Source organism: Enterococcus sp. RIT-PI-f (genome assembly GCF_001297065.1).
GTDB lineage: Bacteria > Bacillota > Bacilli > Lactobacillales > Enterococcaceae > Enterococcus_D.
Genome location: NZ_LHOX01000012.1, coordinates 141,419 through 159,664, shown reverse-complemented (window position 1 = coordinate 159,664; position 18,246 = coordinate 141,419). Strand labels below are relative to the sequence as shown.

General features: G+C 42.1%; 24 protein-coding genes and 2 tRNA genes. 25 read left to right on the top strand and 1 reads right to left on the bottom strand.

The features are described 5' to 3' along the window. Positions 1-3 precede the first annotated feature (3 nt). The 25 genes from smpB (at position 4) to AEQ18_RS15745 (ending at position 17,508) form a co-directional block, all read left to right on the top strand. Positions 4-462, top strand: coding sequence for an SsrA-binding protein SmpB (gene smpB / locus AEQ18_RS06045; protein ID WP_054115473.1), 459 nt, complete (start codon positions 4-6; stop codon positions 460-462). 292 nt (positions 463-754) lie between these two features. Further along, positions 755-1,474, top strand: coding sequence for a F0F1 ATP synthase subunit A (atpB, locus tag AEQ18_RS06040; protein ID WP_054115472.1), 720 nt, complete (start codon positions 755-757; stop codon positions 1,472-1,474). 28 nt (positions 1,475-1,502) lie between these two features. Beyond that, on the top strand, positions 1,503-1,715 hold the full coding sequence (gene atpE, locus AEQ18_RS06035) for an ATP synthase F0 subunit C (RefSeq protein ID WP_054115471.1): 213 nt from the start codon (positions 1,503-1,505) through the stop codon (positions 1,713-1,715). A gap of 88 nt (positions 1,716-1,803) precedes the next feature. Further along, the gene (gene atpF, locus AEQ18_RS06030) at positions 1,804-2,328 is read left to right on the top strand and encodes a F0F1 ATP synthase subunit B (RefSeq protein ID WP_054115470.1); all 525 of its coding nucleotides are present in this window, start codon (positions 1,804-1,806) and stop codon (positions 2,326-2,328) included. Next, positions 2,315-2,857 (top strand): ATP synthase F1 subunit delta, encoded by a 543-nt coding sequence (gene atpH, locus AEQ18_RS06025; RefSeq protein ID WP_054115469.1) that lies wholly within the window; start codon positions 2,315-2,317, stop codon positions 2,855-2,857. The genes atpF and atpH overlap by 14 nt, the downstream gene beginning before the upstream one ends. 23 nt (positions 2,858-2,880) lie before the next feature. Further along, on the top strand, positions 2,881-4,437 hold the full coding sequence (atpA, locus tag AEQ18_RS06020; protein ID WP_054115468.1) for a F0F1 ATP synthase subunit alpha: 1,557 nt from the start codon (positions 2,881-2,883) through the stop codon (positions 4,435-4,437). 15 nt (positions 4,438-4,452) lie between these two features. Then, complete coding sequence (locus AEQ18_RS06015) at positions 4,453-5,355, top strand: F0F1 ATP synthase subunit gamma (protein WP_054115467.1); 903 nt, start codon at positions 4,453-4,455, stop codon at positions 5,353-5,355. A 26-nt stretch (positions 5,356-5,381) separates the two neighbouring features. Further along, complete coding sequence (atpD, locus tag AEQ18_RS06010; protein WP_054115466.1) at positions 5,382-6,788, top strand: F0F1 ATP synthase subunit beta; 1,407 nt, start codon at positions 5,382-5,384, stop codon at positions 6,786-6,788. Between the two features lie 31 nt (positions 6,789-6,819). After that, complete coding sequence (locus AEQ18_RS06005) at positions 6,820-7,242, top strand: F0F1 ATP synthase subunit epsilon (RefSeq protein WP_054115465.1); 423 nt, start codon at positions 6,820-6,822, stop codon at positions 7,240-7,242. A gap of 154 nt (positions 7,243-7,396) precedes the next feature. Further along, positions 7,397-7,630, top strand: coding sequence for a DUF1146 family protein (locus AEQ18_RS06000; RefSeq protein ID WP_054115464.1), 234 nt, complete (start codon positions 7,397-7,399; stop codon positions 7,628-7,630). 92 nt (positions 7,631-7,722) lie between these two features. Beyond that, entirely contained in the window at positions 7,723-9,015 is a 1,293-nt protein-coding gene (murA, locus tag AEQ18_RS05995; RefSeq protein ID WP_054115463.1) for a UDP-N-acetylglucosamine 1-carboxyvinyltransferase, read from the top strand. 19 nt (positions 9,016-9,034) lie between these two features. After that, positions 9,035-9,211: a DNA-directed RNA polymerase subunit beta gene (locus AEQ18_RS15380; RefSeq protein ID WP_082348612.1), complete on the top strand. Its 177-nt coding sequence runs from the start codon at positions 9,035-9,037 to the stop codon at positions 9,209-9,211. 81 nt (positions 9,212-9,292) lie between these two features. Further along, a complete protein-coding gene (yidD, locus tag AEQ18_RS05990) occupies positions 9,293-9,571 on the top strand; it encodes a membrane protein insertion efficiency factor YidD (RefSeq protein ID WP_054115462.1) in 279 nt (92 codons plus the stop codon). Positions 9,572-9,616: 45 nt separating this feature from the next. After that, the gene (locus AEQ18_RS05985) at positions 9,617-10,081 is read left to right on the top strand and encodes a GNAT family N-acetyltransferase (protein ID WP_054115461.1); all 465 of its coding nucleotides are present in this window, start codon (positions 9,617-9,619) and stop codon (positions 10,079-10,081) included. A gap of 104 nt (positions 10,082-10,185) precedes the next feature. Next, positions 10,186-11,052: an ROK family protein gene (locus AEQ18_RS05980; protein ID WP_054115460.1), complete on the top strand. Its 867-nt coding sequence runs from the start codon at positions 10,186-10,188 to the stop codon at positions 11,050-11,052. 261 nt (positions 11,053-11,313) lie between these two features. Beyond that, positions 11,314-12,498 (top strand): ABC transporter substrate-binding protein, encoded by a 1,185-nt coding sequence (locus tag AEQ18_RS05975; protein ID WP_054115459.1) that lies wholly within the window; start codon positions 11,314-11,316, stop codon positions 12,496-12,498. Between the two features lie 112 nt (positions 12,499-12,610). Continuing rightward, entirely contained in the window at positions 12,611-13,489 is an 879-nt protein-coding gene (locus AEQ18_RS05970) for a branched-chain amino acid ABC transporter permease (protein WP_054115458.1), read from the top strand. Between the two features lie 9 nt (positions 13,490-13,498). Continuing rightward, the gene (locus AEQ18_RS05965; RefSeq protein WP_054115457.1) at positions 13,499-14,476 is read left to right on the top strand and encodes a branched-chain amino acid ABC transporter permease; all 978 of its coding nucleotides are present in this window, start codon (positions 13,499-13,501) and stop codon (positions 14,474-14,476) included. Continuing rightward, a complete protein-coding gene (locus AEQ18_RS05960) occupies positions 14,457-15,233 on the top strand; it encodes an ABC transporter ATP-binding protein (RefSeq protein ID WP_054115456.1) in 777 nt (258 codons plus the stop codon). The genes AEQ18_RS05965 and AEQ18_RS05960 overlap by 20 nt, the downstream gene beginning before the upstream one ends. Beyond that, positions 15,233-15,934 carry an ABC transporter ATP-binding protein gene (locus AEQ18_RS05955; protein WP_054115455.1) on the top strand — a complete coding sequence of 234 codons (702 nt, stop codon included), beginning with the start codon at positions 15,233-15,235 and terminating at the stop codon, positions 15,932-15,934. Before AEQ18_RS05960 ends, AEQ18_RS05955 begins: the two co-directional genes overlap by 1 nt. A 4-nt stretch (positions 15,935-15,938) precedes the next feature. Continuing rightward, the gene (locus AEQ18_RS05950; RefSeq protein ID WP_054115454.1) at positions 15,939-16,586 is read left to right on the top strand and encodes a CBS and ACT domain-containing protein; all 648 of its coding nucleotides are present in this window, start codon (positions 15,939-15,941) and stop codon (positions 16,584-16,586) included. A gap of 122 nt (positions 16,587-16,708) precedes the next feature. Further along, complete coding sequence (locus AEQ18_RS05945; protein ID WP_054115453.1) at positions 16,709-16,942, top strand: DUF2969 domain-containing protein; 234 nt, start codon at positions 16,709-16,711, stop codon at positions 16,940-16,942. 85 nt (positions 16,943-17,027) lie between these two features. Next, positions 17,028-17,111: transfer RNA gene (locus AEQ18_RS05940), tRNA-Tyr, on the top strand. 5 nt (positions 17,112-17,116) lie between these two features. After that, positions 17,117-17,188: transfer RNA gene (locus tag AEQ18_RS05935), tRNA-Gln, on the top strand. Between the two features lie 143 nt (positions 17,189-17,331). Then, the gene (locus AEQ18_RS15745) at positions 17,332-17,508 is read left to right on the top strand and encodes a hypothetical protein (RefSeq protein ID WP_235505498.1); all 177 of its coding nucleotides are present in this window, start codon (positions 17,332-17,334) and stop codon (positions 17,506-17,508) included. Positions 17,509-17,549: 41 nt separating this feature from the next. On the opposite strand, the gene AEQ18_RS05930 is transcribed toward AEQ18_RS15745, so the two are convergent. Continuing rightward, positions 17,550-18,155, bottom strand: a complete 606-nt coding sequence (locus AEQ18_RS05930) for a TetR/AcrR family transcriptional regulator (protein ID WP_054115452.1) — start codon at positions 18,153-18,155, stop codon at positions 17,550-17,552. Positions 18,156-18,246 lie beyond the last annotated feature (91 nt).

Here is an 18,246-nt window from a genome sequence, read left to right as displayed (position 1 = left end):
TTCATGCCTAAAGGGGAAGGGAAATTAATTGCCCAAAACAAAAAGGCCCGCCATGATTATACGATTCTCGATACGATCGAAGCGGGAATCGTATTGCAAGGAACAGAGATCAAAGCGATTCGGAATAGTCGAATCAATTTGAAAGATGGGTTTGTACGACTAAGAAACGGGGAAGCCTTCTTAGTCAATGTCCATATCAGTCCATATGAACAGGGCAATATCTTTAATCATGATCCATTGCGGACCAGAAAGCTGCTGCTGCACAAAAAACAAATTGCTCGTTTGATCGGGGAAAGCAAAAATACTGGGATGACGATCATTCCGTTAAAAGTCTATATCAAGGACGGGTATGCTAAGGTTTTGATTGGATTGGCCAAAGGAAAACGCGAGTATGACAAACGTGAATCATTGAAACGTAAAGATCAGGAAAGACAAATCGATCGCGCTCTCAGAAATTTCTAATAATTGATTGACTTCTTTTCGTGCATTCTAGAGGTTTTTGCTATGAAATTTACGTTAAATTTGGTAGCATCTAAGGGAAAGCTGTTGATATATCAAGCTTTCTCAAAGCGGTTGATGACACAGACGATTTCGGTGTTTTACGTATTTTTAGCAAATTGACTTTTTTGTCTAATTTTCTTGAAAATACTTTGAAATTTTCCAGTCGTGGTGGTATGATACCGATTGTTATGAGAGGAAACGCATTGTAACACCAGATATTTTCTGGAGATGACAGGAAAAGAGGTGAGAAAGATTGGATGAAAAATCGCTCATGTTTCATATCGGTCCAATATGGTTTGATGGAACAGTAGCAATGATGACAATCATTTCTTGTATAATTGTTTTTTTGGTGGTCTTTATTTGTACACGAAACTTGCAAATGAAACCGAAAGGGAAGCAGAACTTCATTGAATGGGTCATTGATTTTGTCCGTAATATCGTTGCGGATAACATACCAGGATCTCAAGTGAACAACTTTCATTTGCTGGGTGTAACAATGTTTCTTTTTGTGTTCGTTGCGAATGAGATTGGTTTGGTAACAAAAATCGTTACCAGTGATGATATCGCGCTTTGGAAAAGCCCGACAGCAGATCCCTTCGTTACGTTGACACTCGCACTTATTGTTATTGCCTTGACACATTTCTTTGGAATCAAATCACTAGGGTTCAAAAATTATTTGATCAATTCTTACTTAAAACCAGTTGGCTTTTTACTGCCGCTGAAAATCATTGAAGAATTTACCAATGTGATCACTTTAGGCCTTCGTTTATACGGGAATATTTATGCCGGTGAAGTCTTATTGGGGTTGATTGCCAAGATGTTTATCAGCTTGGGTTGGTGGTCATTGCCGATCGTTATGCCCCTTGAAATGATTTGGATTGGCTTCTCGTTATTTATTGGTGCGATCCAAGCCTATGTATTTGTTACATTGACCATGGTATTTATGAGCCACAAAATCGTGGCGGAACATTAATCAGTACACACATTAGGAGGAAAATAGAATGAACTTTATCGGAGCAGGATTAGCAATTATCGGAGCAGCAATTGGTGCAGGTTATGGTAATGGACAAGTTATTGCAAAAACGATTGAATCAATGGCACGTCAACCTGAAATGTCTGGACAATTCCGTTCAACCATGTTTATTGGGGTAGCGTTAGTCGAAGCGGTGCCAATTCTAGGTGTAGTTATCGCATTGCTTTTAGTCTTCCAGTAAGACGAAAGTGAAAAGGCAGAAACGAACAATTGTCCTCGTTTTTGCTTTTTTCTCATGAACCAAGGACTTTCAGAAAGGAAGAATCGTTATGCTAAATCAGTTGGTTATAGCGGAAGTACAAAATGCGACGCTCGGCAATATTATCGTTGTCAGCGGGTCAATTCTTCTTTTGCTATTCTTATTGAAACACTTTGCATGGGATGCGATCAGCAGCATGATGCAAAAACGGGAAGATAAAATCGCCAATGATTTGGATTCAGCGGAACAATCACGTTTGAATGCAGCCAAATTGGAAAAAGAACGCCAAGATAAACTGGCAAGTTCTCATTCAGAAGCTGCGGAGATCATCAAGAGCGCCAAAGATAGTGGTGAATTAAGTCGGCAAAATATTTTGAGCGAAACCAAAGAAGAAGTAACACGCTTAAAAGAAAAAGCCAATTCAGATATCACCCTGGAAAAAGAAACTGCATTAAAAGAAGTGAAAGATGATGTTGCAGAATTATCACTTCAAATCGCAGGAAAAATCTTAGGCCGCGAATTGACTCCCGAAAATCATGAATCCCTCATCAATCAATATATCGAAGGATTGGGTTCAGTCAATGAAACTCGATAAATTTACAGTCGGTAAACGCTATGGAAAAGCATTGTTTGAACTGGCGATAGACGAACAATGCTTGACAGAGGTTTATCAAGAATTGATGACATTGCGTCAAGTCTATCAAGAATTGCCTGAGTTTGGTCAAATCATGACAGACAATCATCTCGATATCCATGAAAAAAGGAAATTGTTTGATCAATTGCTGAATGGATTTGACGGTCTAGTCAAAAATTTCTTAGAAATCGTCTATGAATACAATCGTATGGATGATTTACTTATGATCATCGATGAGTATGAGCGACGTTATGACGAATACCAAGGATTAGTCCTAGGAACTGTTACAACAGCCGTGGCGCTTTCAGAAGCACAAAAGGCAGCAATTGAAGCACAGATCGCACAAAAACTTGGCTACAAAAAAGCCCACTTAGAAACAGTGGTCGAGCCTGATATTTTGGGCGGCGTCATTGTTGAAGCAAATCATCAAGTAATCGATGGTAGTATAAAAAGCCAACTGGATTATCTGCGTCAGCAAATGGGCAGATAAACAAGAGATAAGAGGTGAATCGGATGGCAATCAAAGCAGAAGAAATTAGTGCCTTGATCAAAGAACAAATCAAAAATTATCAAAATGAACTTTCTGTAGAAGAAATTGGTACCGTCACTTATGTTGGGGATGGTATCGCACGTGCCCACGGTTTGGAAAATGCCATGAGTGGAGAATTGCTTGAGTTTTCAAACGGTTCTTATGGAATGGCTCAAAACTTAGAGTCTAATGATGTCGGTATCATCATCTTAGGCGATTTTGAGTCCATTCGTGAAGGCGATAAAGTGAAACGCACAGGTAAAATCATGGAAGTCCCTGTTGGGGATGCTTTGATTGGTCGGGTAGTGAATCCTTTAGGACAGCCAATCGATGGTCTTGGTGAGATCGTGACAGATAAATCCCGTCCGGTAGAAGCCGCTGCACCTGGTGTCATGCAACGTAAATCAGTTGCAGAACCAATGCAAACCGGATTGAAAGCCATTGATGCGTTAGTGCCAATCGGCCGTGGCCAACGTGAATTAGTGATTGGTGACCGTAAAACAGGTAAAACAACGATCGCGATCGATACGATCATTAACCAAAAAGGCCAAAACATGATCTGTATTTATGTTGCGATTGGCCAAAAAGATTCAACAGTTCGTGCACAAGTTGAAACATTGCGCAGATACGGCGCGTTGGATTACACGATCGTTGTATCTGCTGGTGCGTCTCAGCCTGCACCATTGCTTTATATTGCACCATATGCAGGAGCAGCGATGGGTGAAGAATTCATGTATAACGGCAAACATGTCTTGATCGTCTTTGATGATTTATCAAAACAAGCTGTTGCCTATCGTGAACTTTCTTTACTATTGCGTCGTCCGCCAGGTCGTGAAGCATATCCAGGGGATGTCTTCTACTTGCATTCTCGTTTATTGGAAAGAGCAGCCAAATTGTCTGATGAGTTAGGCGGCGGTTCAATGACAGCTCTACCATTCGTTGAAACCCAAGCCGGAGATATCTCTGCTTACATTCCAACAAACGTGATTTCTATCACAGATGGTCAAATTTTCTTGGAAAATGATTTGTTCTATTCAGGTGTCCGCCCAGCCGTTGCTGCTGGATTATCCGTTTCACGGGTAGGTGGTTCTGCACAAATCAAAGCGATGAAAAAAGTAGCCGGTACTTTACGTTTGGATTTAGCGAGCTATCGTGAATTAGAAGCCTTCACTCAGTTCGGTTCTGATCTAGATGCTGCAACGCAAGCCAAGTTGAATCGTGGCCGTCGTACAGTGGAGATTTTAAAACAAAAACTGCATGAACCTTTAGCAGTTGAAAAACAAGTTGTGATCTTATATGCGTTGACGCATGGATTCATTGACAGTATCCCAGTCAACAAAGTGCTAGATTTTGAATCAGATTTGTTTGAATATATCGAAGCCAATGCGGCAACGATTTTTGAAACGATCCGTACAACGAAGGATCTGCCAGAAGAAAGTTTGTTGGATGATACGATCAAAGCAGCAAAAGATATCTTTATGGCAAGCAACACGAGTCATGTATCAGCGCAAGACAAATTGTCGACCATGGAAAACGCATAAAAGAGGTGAGAATAGATGGCTGCTTCATTAAATGAAATCAAGCAACGAATTGCCTCAACAAAAAAAACCAGTCAAATCACAAATGCCATGCAAATGGTATCTGCAGCAAAACTGACGAAATCTGAAGCCCACTCGAAACAATTTCAAGTTTATGCGAATAAAGTGAGAGAAATCGTGACCCACTTAACTGCGCAGCAGCTTTCTGACTTAGCAGGTTCTGGTCCAAAAGATGGCGTCAATTATAACAGCATGCTTGTCAGCCGCCCTGTGAAGCGAACCGGTTATATCGTGATCACTTCAGATGGCGGACTGGTCGGCGGCTATAATAGTTCGATCTTAAAACAAATGATGTCGATGTTAGAAGAAGATCATGAAAAAAATGAAGAATATGTGATGATCGCCATTGGTGCTACAGGTGCTGATTTCTTCAAAACCAGAGGCGTCAAATTAGCCTATGAATTGAGAAACTTATCTGATCAGCCAAGCTTCGATGAAGTAAGAAAAATCGTAACTTTAGCGACGACGATGTATCAAAATGAAGTTTTTGATGAATTATACGTGTGTTATAACCATCACATCAATTCTTTGACTAGCCAGTTTCGGATTGAAAAGATGCTGCCAATTTCTGACTTAGATCCTGAAGAAGCAGAAAGTTATGAACAAGAATATTTGTTCGAACCTTCAAGAGAGGCCATTTTGAATCAATTGTTGCCGCAGTATGCGGAAAGTTTGATTTATGGTGCCATTGTTGATGCAAAAACTGCTGAACATGCTGCCGGGATGACAGCGATGAAAACAGCAACAGATAATGCCAAAAATATTATTGGGGACTTGACGATCTCTTATAACCGAGCACGTCAAGGTGCTATTACCCAAGAAATCACCGAAATTGTCGCGGGGGCATCCGCATTAGAATAGTTTCGAGAACGAATGGAGGAATACGAATGAGTTCAGGCAAGATTGTTCAAGTCATTGGTCCCGTCGTCGACGTGGAATTTTCTCTAGACCAATCCTTACCAGATATCAACAATGCGTTGATTGTGTATAAAAAAGACGCCCACAAAACAAAAGTCGTTTTGGAAGCAGCGTTGGAACTTGGAGATGGTGTGATCCGCACGATCGCCATGGAATCAACAGATGGATTACAACGAGGAATGGAAGTAATCGACACGGGTGCCTCTATTTCTGTTCCAGTTGGTACAGAAACATTAGGACGGGTCTTCAACGTCTTAGGTGATACCATTGACTTGGAAGCACCATTTCCTGATGATGCGCCTCGTAGCGGTATCCACAAAAAAGCCCCTAATTTTGATGAACTATCTACCAGTACTGAAATTTTAGAAACTGGGATCAAAGTCATCGATTTGCTTGCTCCTTATTTAAAAGGTGGTAAAGTTGGACTTTTCGGTGGTGCCGGTGTAGGTAAAACAGTATTGATCCAAGAGTTGATCCATAATATCGCCCAAGAACATGGGGGAATCTCCGTCTTTACTGGTGTAGGTGAACGGACCCGTGAAGGGAATGACCTATATAATGAAATGAAAGAATCAGGCGTTATAGAAAAAACAGCGATGGTCTTTGGACAAATGAATGAGCCACCTGGTGCCCGGATGCGTGTGGCACTAACTGGCTTGACATTGGCGGAATACTTCCGTGATGTTGAAGGACAAGACGTATTGCTCTTTATCGATAACATTTTCCGGTTTACCCAAGCTGGTTCTGAAGTATCAGCCTTATTAGGCCGGATGCCTTCAGCCGTTGGGTACCAACCAACTTTAGCAACAGAAATGGGACAATTACAAGAACGGATCACTTCAACCAAAAAAGGATCTGTCACATCGATCCAAGCGATCTATGTTCCAGCGGATGACTATACCGATCCAGCGCCTGCTACAGCATTTGCCCATTTGGATGCCACAACCAATTTGGAACGTAAGTTGACCGAGCAAGGGATCTATCCTGCCGTTGACCCATTAGCATCCTCTTCAAGTGCATTAGCGCCTGAAATTGTCGGTGAAAAACACTATGAAGTCGCTACTGAGGTCCAACATGCATTACAACGCTATCGTGAATTACAAGATATCATCGCTATTTTAGGGATGGATGAATTGTCTGATGACGAAAAAACACTGGTTGCCCGTGCGCGCCGGATCCAATTTTTCTTATCACAAAACTTCCATGTTGCCGAACAATTTACCGGACAACCAGGCTCTTATGTGCCAGTTGAAGAAACCATCAAAGGGTTTGCTGAGATTTTGGAAGGAAAATATGATGATCTTCCCGAAGAAGCCTTCCGTAGTGTTGGTCGAATCGAAGATGTGATCGAAAAAGCGAAGAAAATCGGTTATTAACTAATCAGCCAATAAGAAAGAGGGGAACCTCATGGATCATTTTCTAACAGTGAATGTGGTGACACCTGCTGGTTTGGTTTACGATCACCATGCAAAAATCGTGGTTGCCCGCACGACCGATGGCGAAATTGGGATTTTGCCGCGACATGCACCAATCATCGTGCCTTTGGCAATCGATGAGATTCGTGTCAAACGTGTCGACTCCGATACCCACGTTGACTGGGTAGCAGTCAACGGTGGGATTTTAGAGGTTCGTGACAATGTCGTATCGATCGTAGCGGATAGTGCGGAACGTGATCGGGATATTGATGTATCTCGAGCAGAACGGGCCAAACAGCGTGCGGAACGACAAATCGAAGAAGCCAAACAAGTCGAAGATGTCGATCAATTGCGTCGGGCAACTGTTGCGTTGCACCGGGCAATCAACCGTATCAACGTGTCAAAACACTCTTAAAAAAGCAAAGGCTGCGGCCTTTGCTTTTTTTATAGAATAGAAAACGTTTTAAAAACTTTTTAAAGACTTTTCTGCCCTTTTTAAGGAAAGATTATTTTTTATATTTACAGGTTTGTGTTATGATAGTAACGTTCATAAAAAAGGGAGAAATGTTATGCAAGTATATGGGATCGATGCGGTTATCCGAATCATCAGTCACCTGGCTTTTATCTATCTGGCCTTTTGGGCATTGCAGTCCATTAGGATCGAAGCTTTTTTCAAAGCATTGCAAACAACACAAATTAGAATGGTCATGGTGCTTTTGGCAATCGTATTAGGATATACGGCAAGTACCTTTTTTCTTGAGCTTATCGCGCTTTGTCGCAATTTATTTTTAATAGGATTTTAAGATTTTCAATAATATATGCAAATATACAAGAATTCGTGCTATAATTGGCAAGGTTTTGTGTAGGTTTCGACGCATTATTTGGAGGGAACATAATGGAAGAAATGATCGTTCAAGGTGGTAATCGACTAACTGGTACAGTGAAGATCGAAGGGGCAAAGAATGCTGTTTTACCTATCTTAGCGGCAAGCCTGTTGGCAGAAGAAGGCACAACGACATTGACGAATGTACCGATTTTATCGGATGTTTTAACTATGAGAGAAGTGATTCGGCATTTAAATGTCGCAATCGATTTTGATAAAGACAAAAATGAAATGACCATAGATGCATCAAAAGATTTGGCTATTGAAGCACCATATGAATATGTGAGTCAAATGCGGGCATCGATCGTTGTCATGGGTCCATTATTGGCCCGCAATGGTCATGCGAAAGTGGCGATGCCTGGTGGATGTGCCATTGGCAAGCGACCAATTGATTTACACTTGAAAGGATTTCAAGCATTAGGCGCTGAGATCATTCAAAAAGATGGTTACATAGAAGCAATCGCAAGCGAATTAAAAGGGAACAGCATTTACTTGGACTTCCCAAGTGTTGGTGCGACCCAAAATATTATGATGGCTGCGGTCAAAGCCAAAGGCACAACAACGATCGAAAACGTTGCACGTGAACCAGAAATCGTTGACTTAGCGAATATCTTAAATAAAATGGGTGCCAAAGTCTTTGGTGCTGGTACAGAAACCATGCGTATTGAAGGCGTGGATCATCTGCATGCAGTGAGCCATTCAATCGTCCAAGACCGTATCGAAGCTGGAACCTTTATGGTAGCAGCAGCGATGACTGAGGGCGATGTCATCATCAAAGATGCTATTTCTGAACACAACCGTCCATTGATTTCCAAATTGACTGAAATGGGCGCAGTGATCACTGAAGTGGCAGAGGGCGTTCGTGTCGTTGGCCCTGCTCAATTAAAAGCAACAGATGTCAAAACAATGCCTCATCCTGGCTTTCCGACAGATATGCAAGCACAAATGTCTGCGATTCAGTTATTAGCAGCAGGCACAAGTGTGGTCAACGAAACGGTCTTTGAAAATCGTTTCCAACATTTGGAAGAAATGCGCCGCATGAATGCCCATGTGAAGATCGATGGCAATGTGGCAGTGATCGAAGGCGGCCATGAACTACAAGGCGCACTCGTCTATGCGACTGACTTACGGGCCGCTGCAGCCTTGATTTTGTTGGGCTTACGCTCTACTGGCCGTACACGGGTACGCAACTTAAAATATTTGGATCGTGGCTATTACAAATTCCATGAAAAACTGCAACAACTTGGTGCAAATGTTGAACGCGTTTCAGAAGCAGTTGAAGAAACAGCAACAGTCATTGCCTAGATGAATAGGAGAGATAAAGGTGAACTTAAATCGCTATATTTTAACTAGCTTAATGAAAATATTGTTGGTTATTCTAGGTGCTATTTTGTTGTTTATAGCAGGGACGATGATCGGCTATGGCATTATTGGCGACGGCAGCCCTTTTAAAGTATTCTCTCCAAGTCTTTGGAATCATATCTTCGATTTCATGAAATAAACGATTAATGAGGACGAAGCACATGCTTTGTCCTTTTTTCAACTCAATCGTGTATACCTAATAGAAAGGGAGGTAGGGATAATGCGTCAATTATTGATTGGATTGGTTCGAATGTATCAACGTTTTATCTCGCCATTATTCCCCCCGAGCTGCCGCTATTACCCCACTTGTTCGAGTTACATGATCCAAGCGATCCAAGTACATGGGGCCGTCAAAGGAACAGCCATGGGTGTGTCCCGAATTTTACGTTGCCATCCATTTGTCAAAGGCGGCATTGATTATGTGCCGCGGACCTTTTCGTTGAAGCGGAATACTTTGGATACAGAAAAGCCAGTCTATCATACGTTTAAACGTGGATAAATGCCGTAATGAGTCCTTTGTCAAAAAGTGAAAGGAGTGCATCCATTGATTCGAAGCATGCATGCAGATGAAGTCTATCCTTGGTCATTGCTGCTTGATGCAGATCCAGATAAAGCAATGGTTGAGGGGTATCTTGACCAAAGCCAAGTGCTGATATATGAGGAAAAGAACACTGTGATAGGCATCGTGGTGTTTCGACAACAGCTTGATACATGGGAGATCATGAATATTGCAGTAGCACCTGATCACCAAAATCGCGGTATTGGCCGACGTTTATTGCAAGCGGTGGAAGATACGCTTTTAGCGACTGCTGCATCAGAAACACCGATCAGGTTAGTGATCAAAACTGGGGATCATTCCCCTGCTCGTTTTCTGTATCAGAAGCAAGGTTTTACGATTTTTAGTTGCCAGAAAAATTATTTTATCGATCATTATGCCGAGCCCATCTACGAAGAAGGCCGGCAGCTATTTGATCAAATCATCTTAGTTAAGCACCTCATATGCAGCTGACGGATTCAGCTGCTTTTTTTGTGCTTTTTAAGGAAATCGCTTTCTTCAAACCGGCGATTGCGGTAAAATGAAAGGGATAAACTAAAGATAAATGAGGGAAATGTATGGCGATTTTAGTATTTGATATGGGTGGTTCTGCCGTGAAATATGGCGTATGGACAGGAAACGAATTGACGGATAAAGGAAAATTTACCACGCCGAAAACATGGGATGACATGAAGGCGCAATTAAAAGGGGTCCGAGAGGAAGTCACTGCTGAACTCGAAGGTGTTGGCATTAGCGCGCCAGGGGCTGTCAATGCTGCAGAACGCCAAATCAATGGCATCAGTGCGATTCCGTATATTCATGGATTTGATATCATTAGCGAATTAGAAACGTTATTCGACTTGCCAGTTACGATTGAAAATGACGCCAATTGTGCTGGGTTAGCTGAATTCTATCAAGGTGCCGGCAAAGGATTTGAACAAGCTGCTTTTGTGGTGATCGGGACAGGCGTTGGCGGCACGTTGATCCATCACGGTCAGTTGATTCGCGGGGCTCATCTCTATGGGGGCGAATTTGGCTTGATGATCTTAGATCAAGGGAAGACCTTCTCGCAATTAGGTACCGCTGTGCAAATGGCATGGCGCTATTGTGACCGGATGGGGATCGACCGTGACACGATTTCTGGGGAAGACGTGTTCGCAAGAAGTGAATCAGGGGATCCAATCGCCGCTGAAGAAGTTGAAAATTTTTATCGTTATTTGGCACAAGGACTATTCAGCATCCAGTTTGCCTTTGATCCAGAAGTGATCATTATCGGCGGGGGTGTGAGTGCCAAACCAGGCTTACTGGCAGAAATTGAACAGCGTTTATCTGTCATGTTAGCTGCACAAGGATTAAATGATTTCACCCCGCTGATCAAGCTGTGTGATTATCGCAATGATGCCAATTTGGTTGGGGCAGCAGCGAACTTTAAGGCGCAAAGTTGACATGTGAAGCACCAGCCAGATCCATGTCTTATCACCAAGACACACAGCAGCAAAAGAAACAAAAGTTTGAAAGCTTTTGTTTCTTTTTTTATAAAAAACGCTACCAAAGTTACCGGAACAACGTTTGTTTAGATTCAGATTTTTTAACGGTAAAAAAAACTAAATTGAATAGATGAAATATTCTGATAATTCGTTGACATTTACTCCATTATTGCGTATATTTGATAACATATCTAGGGGATGTAAAGGAGAGGGTCATAAATGAAAAAGAAGTTTGCATTTTTATTTGCGAGTTTGTTTCTATTAACAGCCTGCAGCGCAGGACCAACTGGTGGTTCATCAAGTGACGGTTCAGCAGACGGCGGGAATAAACAAGAAGGCGATACAATCAAAATTGGGGTCAACTTAGAATTATCAGGTGCCGTAGCGGCGTATGGTTCTGCTGAAAAAGACGGAATCGATTTAGCGGTGGAAGAAATCAATGCTGCTGGTGGTGTTTTAGGCAAAGAAATTGAAATTATTTCTAAAGATAACAAATCTGACAACAACGAGGCTGCCACGGTTGCTGCCAACTTGACGACCAACGATAAAGTTGTCGCGATGATTGGACCAGCCACATCAGGTGCAACGAAAGCAGCTTTACCAAATGTCACCAAAGCACAAGTACCATTGGTGACACCATCTGGAACAGATGATGCGATCACTGTGAGCAGTGACAAAGTCCAAGACTTTGCGTTTCGCTCATGTTTCCAAGATAGTTTCCAAGGAACGATCCTTGCAAAATATGCGGAAGACAATCTAGATGCATCTAAAGCCATCATTCTAGGAGATAATTCCAGCGACTATGCAATTGGTTTAACAGAAGCGTTCAAATCTAGTTATACTGGCGATATTGTGATGGAAGAAAACTTTACCGAAGGGGATAAAGACTTCCAAGCAGTCCTAACAAAAATCAAAAATGCCGATTTTGATGTCTTGTTCATTCCGGGGTACTATACCGAAGCCGGCTTGATCATCAAACAAGCACGTGAGTTAGGTATTGACCAACCAATCATCGGTGCCGATGGGTTTGGTGATGAAAAAATGGTGCAGACCGCTGGTGCTGAAAATGTATCTGATGTGTATTACACGGGGCACTTTTCTACCAATGCACCTGCAAACGATAAAGTAGAACCATTTGTCGCTGCTTTCAAAGAAAAATTTGGCAAAGAACCTTCAGCATTTAATGCATTGGCTTATGATGCAGTCTATATGATCAAACAAGCAATCGAAGATCAAGATTCTGCAGATTCTACGGCCATTGCGACAGGCTTATCTGAATTGAAAGATTTCCAAGGTGTGACAGGGGATATCACGATGGATGCCAATCACAACCCTGAAAAATCCGCAGTTGTTTTAGGTTTGACCGAAGGCAAGGAAACGTCAGCTGATACAGTGAATCCTTAAACAGAATACGAAAAACACAAACAAAACTGAGGCAAGCCAGCAACGGTTGTCTCAGTTTCTTTTCTTTCAATTATAATAGTAGTACATATTAAACAATATTGGATGTGAGCATATGGAAATGATGATCCAGCAGTTGATCAACGGCCTATTCCTAGGGAGTATTTACGCTCTTTTGGCTCTAGGGTATACAATGGTCTATGGTATCATTAAATTAATCAACTTTGCCCATGGCGAAGTATATATGATTGGTAGTTTTATCGGTTATTTCTTGATCAATCAATGGCAGTTGGGCTTTTTCCCAGCTTTGTTCATTTCAATGATCGCTAGTGCAGCACTAGGAGTGACGATTGAGTTTTTGGCGTATCGACCATTGCGCAATTCAACACGCATCTCTGCATTGATCACCGCCATTGGTGTGTCTTACTTTTTGCAAAATATCATGATCTTTTTCTTTTCAGCGGATGTTCGGCCTTTTCCACAAGCCATTGCCCGTAAAACGTATTCAATCGGGTTTATCGAGGTCAGCAATATTCAATTATTGATTTTGGCCATTTCGCTGACATTGATGATTCTACTGCAATTGATTGTCAAAAAGACCCGTATGGGGAAAGCGATGCGTGCGGTGAGTGTTGATGCCGACGCTGCACGGCTGATGGGGATCAATGTCAATCGGACGATTTCATTTACTTTCGCGTTAGGCTCTGCGTTAGCAGCTGCTGGCGGTATGCTGATTGGTTTATACTACAATTCGATCGATCCTTCAATGGGTGTCGTTCCAGGCCTTAAATCGTTTGTGGCGGCAGTATTAGGGGGGATTGGGATTATTCCTGGTGCAGCACTAGGCGGTTTCGTTATCGGACTGATCGAAACCACAGCAACAGCATTAGGCTTCTCAGATTATAAGGATGCTTTGGTGTATGCAATTTTAATAATTATATTACTTGTTCGCCCGGCAGGGATTTTGGGCAAAAATATCAAAGAGAAAGTGTAGGTGGTCAGAATGAAAAAAAATATCCGTTACAATTTGATTTGGCTCGCTCTGGCAGCTATCGTTTACTTTGGTTTATTTGCAGCATATAACGGCGGGATGATCAATTTGTTCTCAGATGCGATTATCGTCAATATCGGTATCAATATCATTTTGGCCGTTGGACTGAATCTGATTATTGGTTTTTCTGGCCAGTTTTCATTAGGACATGCCGGATTTATGGCAATCGGTGCGTATGCTGGTGCAATCCTATCTGCCAATAATCCTACCTTTGGCGGGTTCTTGAGCGGTTTGTTGGTAGGTATGCTGGTATCAGGTTTCGTTGCGTTAGTCGTTGGGATCCCAACATTGCGCTTAAAAGGTGACTATCTAGCCATTGCCACGTTAGGTGTTGCAGAAATCATTCGTATTTTGCTGATCAATCTCAGAGGTTTGACCAACGGACCAGCAGGGATTTTCGGACTGCCTCAATTTAGCAATTGGCAAATCGTGTTCATCTTTGCGTTCTTATCGATTTTGGTGGTATCAAACTTTATCCATAGCGGACCCGGACGGGCAACGCTAGCTGTGCGAGAAGATGAAATCGCCGCTGAATCGATGGGGGTCAATACGACCAAGTATAAAGTCATTGCTTTTGTGATGGGCGCAGTCTTAGCAAGCATCGCTGGTACGCTATATGCCAGCTATCAGCAATCCGTCTTTCCAAAAGATTATGGGTTTATGAAATCGATCGATGTGTTGATCATCGTCGTTTTTGGTGGTCTTGGCAGCACGACAGGCGCAGTAGTCTCAGCTGTTGTGTTAGGGATCCTAAACATGTACTTACAAGGATTTTCTGACTTGCGGATGATCATCTATGCTTTGGCGCTGATCATCATTATGATTTTTAAACCAAGTGGTTTATTGGGCACATGGGAGTTCTCAGTAAAACGCTTGATAGACAAATTCTCGAAAAAGGGGGATGACAAAGATGCCTCTATTAGAAGTTAAAAGTTTGACCAAAAATTTTGGCGGCCTAGCAGCTGTTTCTCATGTTGATTTGCATCTTGATCACAATGAACTTGTTGGATTGATTGGACCTAATGGGGCAGGAAAAACGACGTTGTTCAATTTGTTGACAGGTGTTTACGAACCAAGTGAAGGAGATGTTCTGCTGGAAGAGCAAGGTACGCCTATGCGCTTAAACGGCAAAAAACCTTACAAAATCGCTGATTTAGGTTTATCAAGAACATTCCAGAACATTCGTTTATTCAAGGATTTGACAGTGATGGACAATGTCCTGATCGCTATGAACAGCAAACACAACGAAGGCTTATTGACAAGTATATTACGCTTGCCTCGGTTCTATAAAAATGAAGAGAAGATGCGGGAAAAAGTTTTAGACCTTTTACGGATTTTTGGCTTAGACAGCAAGAGTCAGACTTTGGCTAAAAATTTACCTTATGGAGAACAACGTCGTTTGGAGATCGTTCGCGCGTTAGCGACGGAACCCAAAATATTGTTCTTGGATGAACCGGCAGCGGGTATGAATCCACAGGAAACAGCGGACTTAACAAAATTGATTTATCAAATTCAAAAAGATTTTCAGTTAACGATTCTGTTGATCGAGCATGATATGAGTTTGGTCATGGAAGTATGTGAACGAATTTATGTACTGGAATATGGTCAAGTCATCGCTCATGGTCAACCTGACGAAATCAAAAACGATCCCCGCGTGATCGAAGCTTATTTGGGAGGAGAGATTTGATGCTGACGATTCAAAACTTAAATGTGCATTATGGCATGATCCAGGCTGTACACGATGTATCCTTCCATGTAGAACAAGGAGAAATCGTTTCTCTGATTGGTGCCAACGGTGCAGGGAAAACCACGATCTTAAGAACGATCTCAGGTTTGATCCGCCCTTCTAAAGGCAGTGTGACATTTGAAGGGAAGCCGATAGAAAAAGAAGCGCCGCAAAAAATCGTGGCTTCAGGTTTATCACAAGTACCAGAAGGACGCCATGTCTTCCCAGGGTTAACTGTTCAGGAGAACCTAGAGATGGGGGCCTTCTTGCGAAAAGACAGTGGTGTGAAAGCCGATTATGAGCAAGTCTACCAAAAATTTCCCGTACTGAAGGAACGGTTATCTCAAGATGCTGCCACACTATCTGGTGGAGAACAGCAAATGTTGGCCATGGGACGTGCATTGATGTCCAAGCCTCGGTTACTGCTGCTAGACGAGCCATCCATGGGGTTAGCGCCGATTTTTATCAAAGAGATTTTTTCGATCATTCAAGAAATCAAGGAGCAAGGCACCACGGTTCTATTGATCGAACAAAATGCTAAGATGGCACTTTCTATTGCTGATCGCGGCTATGTACTTGAAACAGGTAAAATCGTACTGGAAGGTACCGGGCAAGAATTATTGGCCAGTGATGAAGTCCGTAAAGCATATCTAGGGGGGTAAAGAGATGAGTGTAAGTGATTTTATGACAAAATCAGTCGTGACAGTTCAGTCGCAGACACCGATTTTCGATGCAATTGATTTGATGAAGCAACATGATATCCACCGTCTGCCAGTTGTTGACAATGGGGGATTGGTAGGATTGATCACGGAAGGAACGATCGCTGAGGCGATGCCGTCCAAAGCAACCAGTCTGAGTGTCTATGAAATGAATTATCTGTTGAATAAAACAACAGTCGCAGATATTATGTTGAAAAAAGTAACCACCGTGGTACCAGATGCCTTATTAGAAGATGCCATTTCTTTGATGCGGGGAGAAAATGTGGGCGTCTTGCCAGTGTTAGAAGATACGCGCTTAGTAGGGATCATCACCAATAATGATATCTTTGACGCCTTTCTAAAAATCACCGGCTATCATGATGGTGGCACAAGGGTATCGATCGAGATCACCGATGACCACGTTGGCGTCTTGGCGGAAGTCACGAAGCTGCTGGCTGAACACCAGTTAAGTATCTTAACTGTCGTTGTGAATCGGATGGCACTCAAGACGATCGTGGAGATCCAAGTAGAGTCACGACAAGTGGACGAGATCAAACGCGTGCTGCATGAGGCAGGCTATACAGTCACTAGTGCGGTATTAACCAATCAAGCCTAGTTCCATGAAAAATATGCCAGGCGAGGGCTTGGCATATTTTTTCGTTTTCAAAAGAGATTTGCTTTTGCTTTTAGTGATTTTCTGGTAGAATAATGAAGTGCTTGAGAAGAGAGGTGTCAGACATGTCTAAAAAAAATAAAGATATCGAAGTTCGGATCGAAGAAACCAACAAAACAATTCATGGCAAAGACTATACCGTCAACCAATTATTCATTGGCAAGAAAATGATCGGCGAGATCATGACCATCGGACCAAAAGAATTTCAAAGCTTTTTGGGTGACGAAGATTTAGGTGCTAGCCGCAGTTTAGAAACAGCGATCGAAACAGTTATCCGCCAATGGAATTTACATGATTAATTTCTAGAAAAAGTTGCATTTTGCTCTTGCAATTTGTTATCTTTTTCGGTATTATAACTATTGTCAGGTTTTTGAGAAAGCTTTTGGAGGAGTAGCGAAGTGGCTAAACGCGACGGACTGTAAATCCGTTCCTTAGGGTTCAGTGGTTCGAATCCACTCTCCTCCACCATTTATTGGGGTATAGCCAAGCGGTAAGGCAACGGACTTTGACTCCGTCATGCGTTGGTTCGAATCCAGCTACCCCAGTCAATCATTATTTACCGAAAAGCAGCGATCGATGTCGCTGCTTTTTTTTTCGTTATTTATTTCAATCAGATTTATGGTGATCAAGGGCTATAAGTTGAAGATTTGTTTCATTTGCGATAGGCTAAAAGAAAAGCATACAGGAGATGAAAAAAATGAAATTCAAATTGAGCATCAAAGATAAAGTCACAGAAGCTGCTGAGCACGTGTATGATGTCATGAAAAAGAATGATTATGTCATCAACGTGGCACCTAAAGGACTTAAAGTCAAGAAACAACGCCAGACGCAAGACACGATTAAATGGCGGGCGAAGAATCATTGATTTTGCTAACAGACTAAAAAAAACTGCCGATGGCAGTTTTTTTAGTCTTCGATCTCAATCCCTAAAACAGTCAAATGGCCATTCGCCACCAACTTGATCACTAGTTTCGCTAATTGATTAGGCGGCATCGTGGTTTCTGCCGTCAGCCACCAATGCAAGGTGCCGACAAAGATCGATGTGATATATTCAATCACAAAGTCAAGGGGAACATCGATATCGCTTTCTGTGATTCGCAACGATGAGAAAATCTCCGCGTAGCGCATAGGAAGCAGAATCCCTAATTTCTGGCGAATGACTTCGATCGCTGAACCATCCATGATCGTTAAATAAAATTGCCGATTGTCGTGGATATGCTGGAAAATAGCGGTCATCGTAGTTTCGACGTTTTTTAGTCTGATGCGGTTTCCTTGGACGATATCTTCTGAAGATAGAATCTCCGAGAAGGAGTCTAAAGCCAAGTCAAAGATTCGCTCATATAAGTCTTGTTTGTCTTTGTAATGGGCGTAAAATGTCGCACGATTGATCATCGCTTCATCTGCGATGTCTTGGACAGTTACTTGTTCATATCCCTTTTTTTCAACCAAATGAATAAAAGCATCCACAATTAGTTTGTTGGTACGCTGTACACGAAGATCGGTTTTTTTCATATGTGAACTTCCTCTCAATTTAAACGACAGATTCTACCAAGTTGTTGCTTAACCCACACTAAGCGTCAATCTGTTTGTTGAATTATCAATG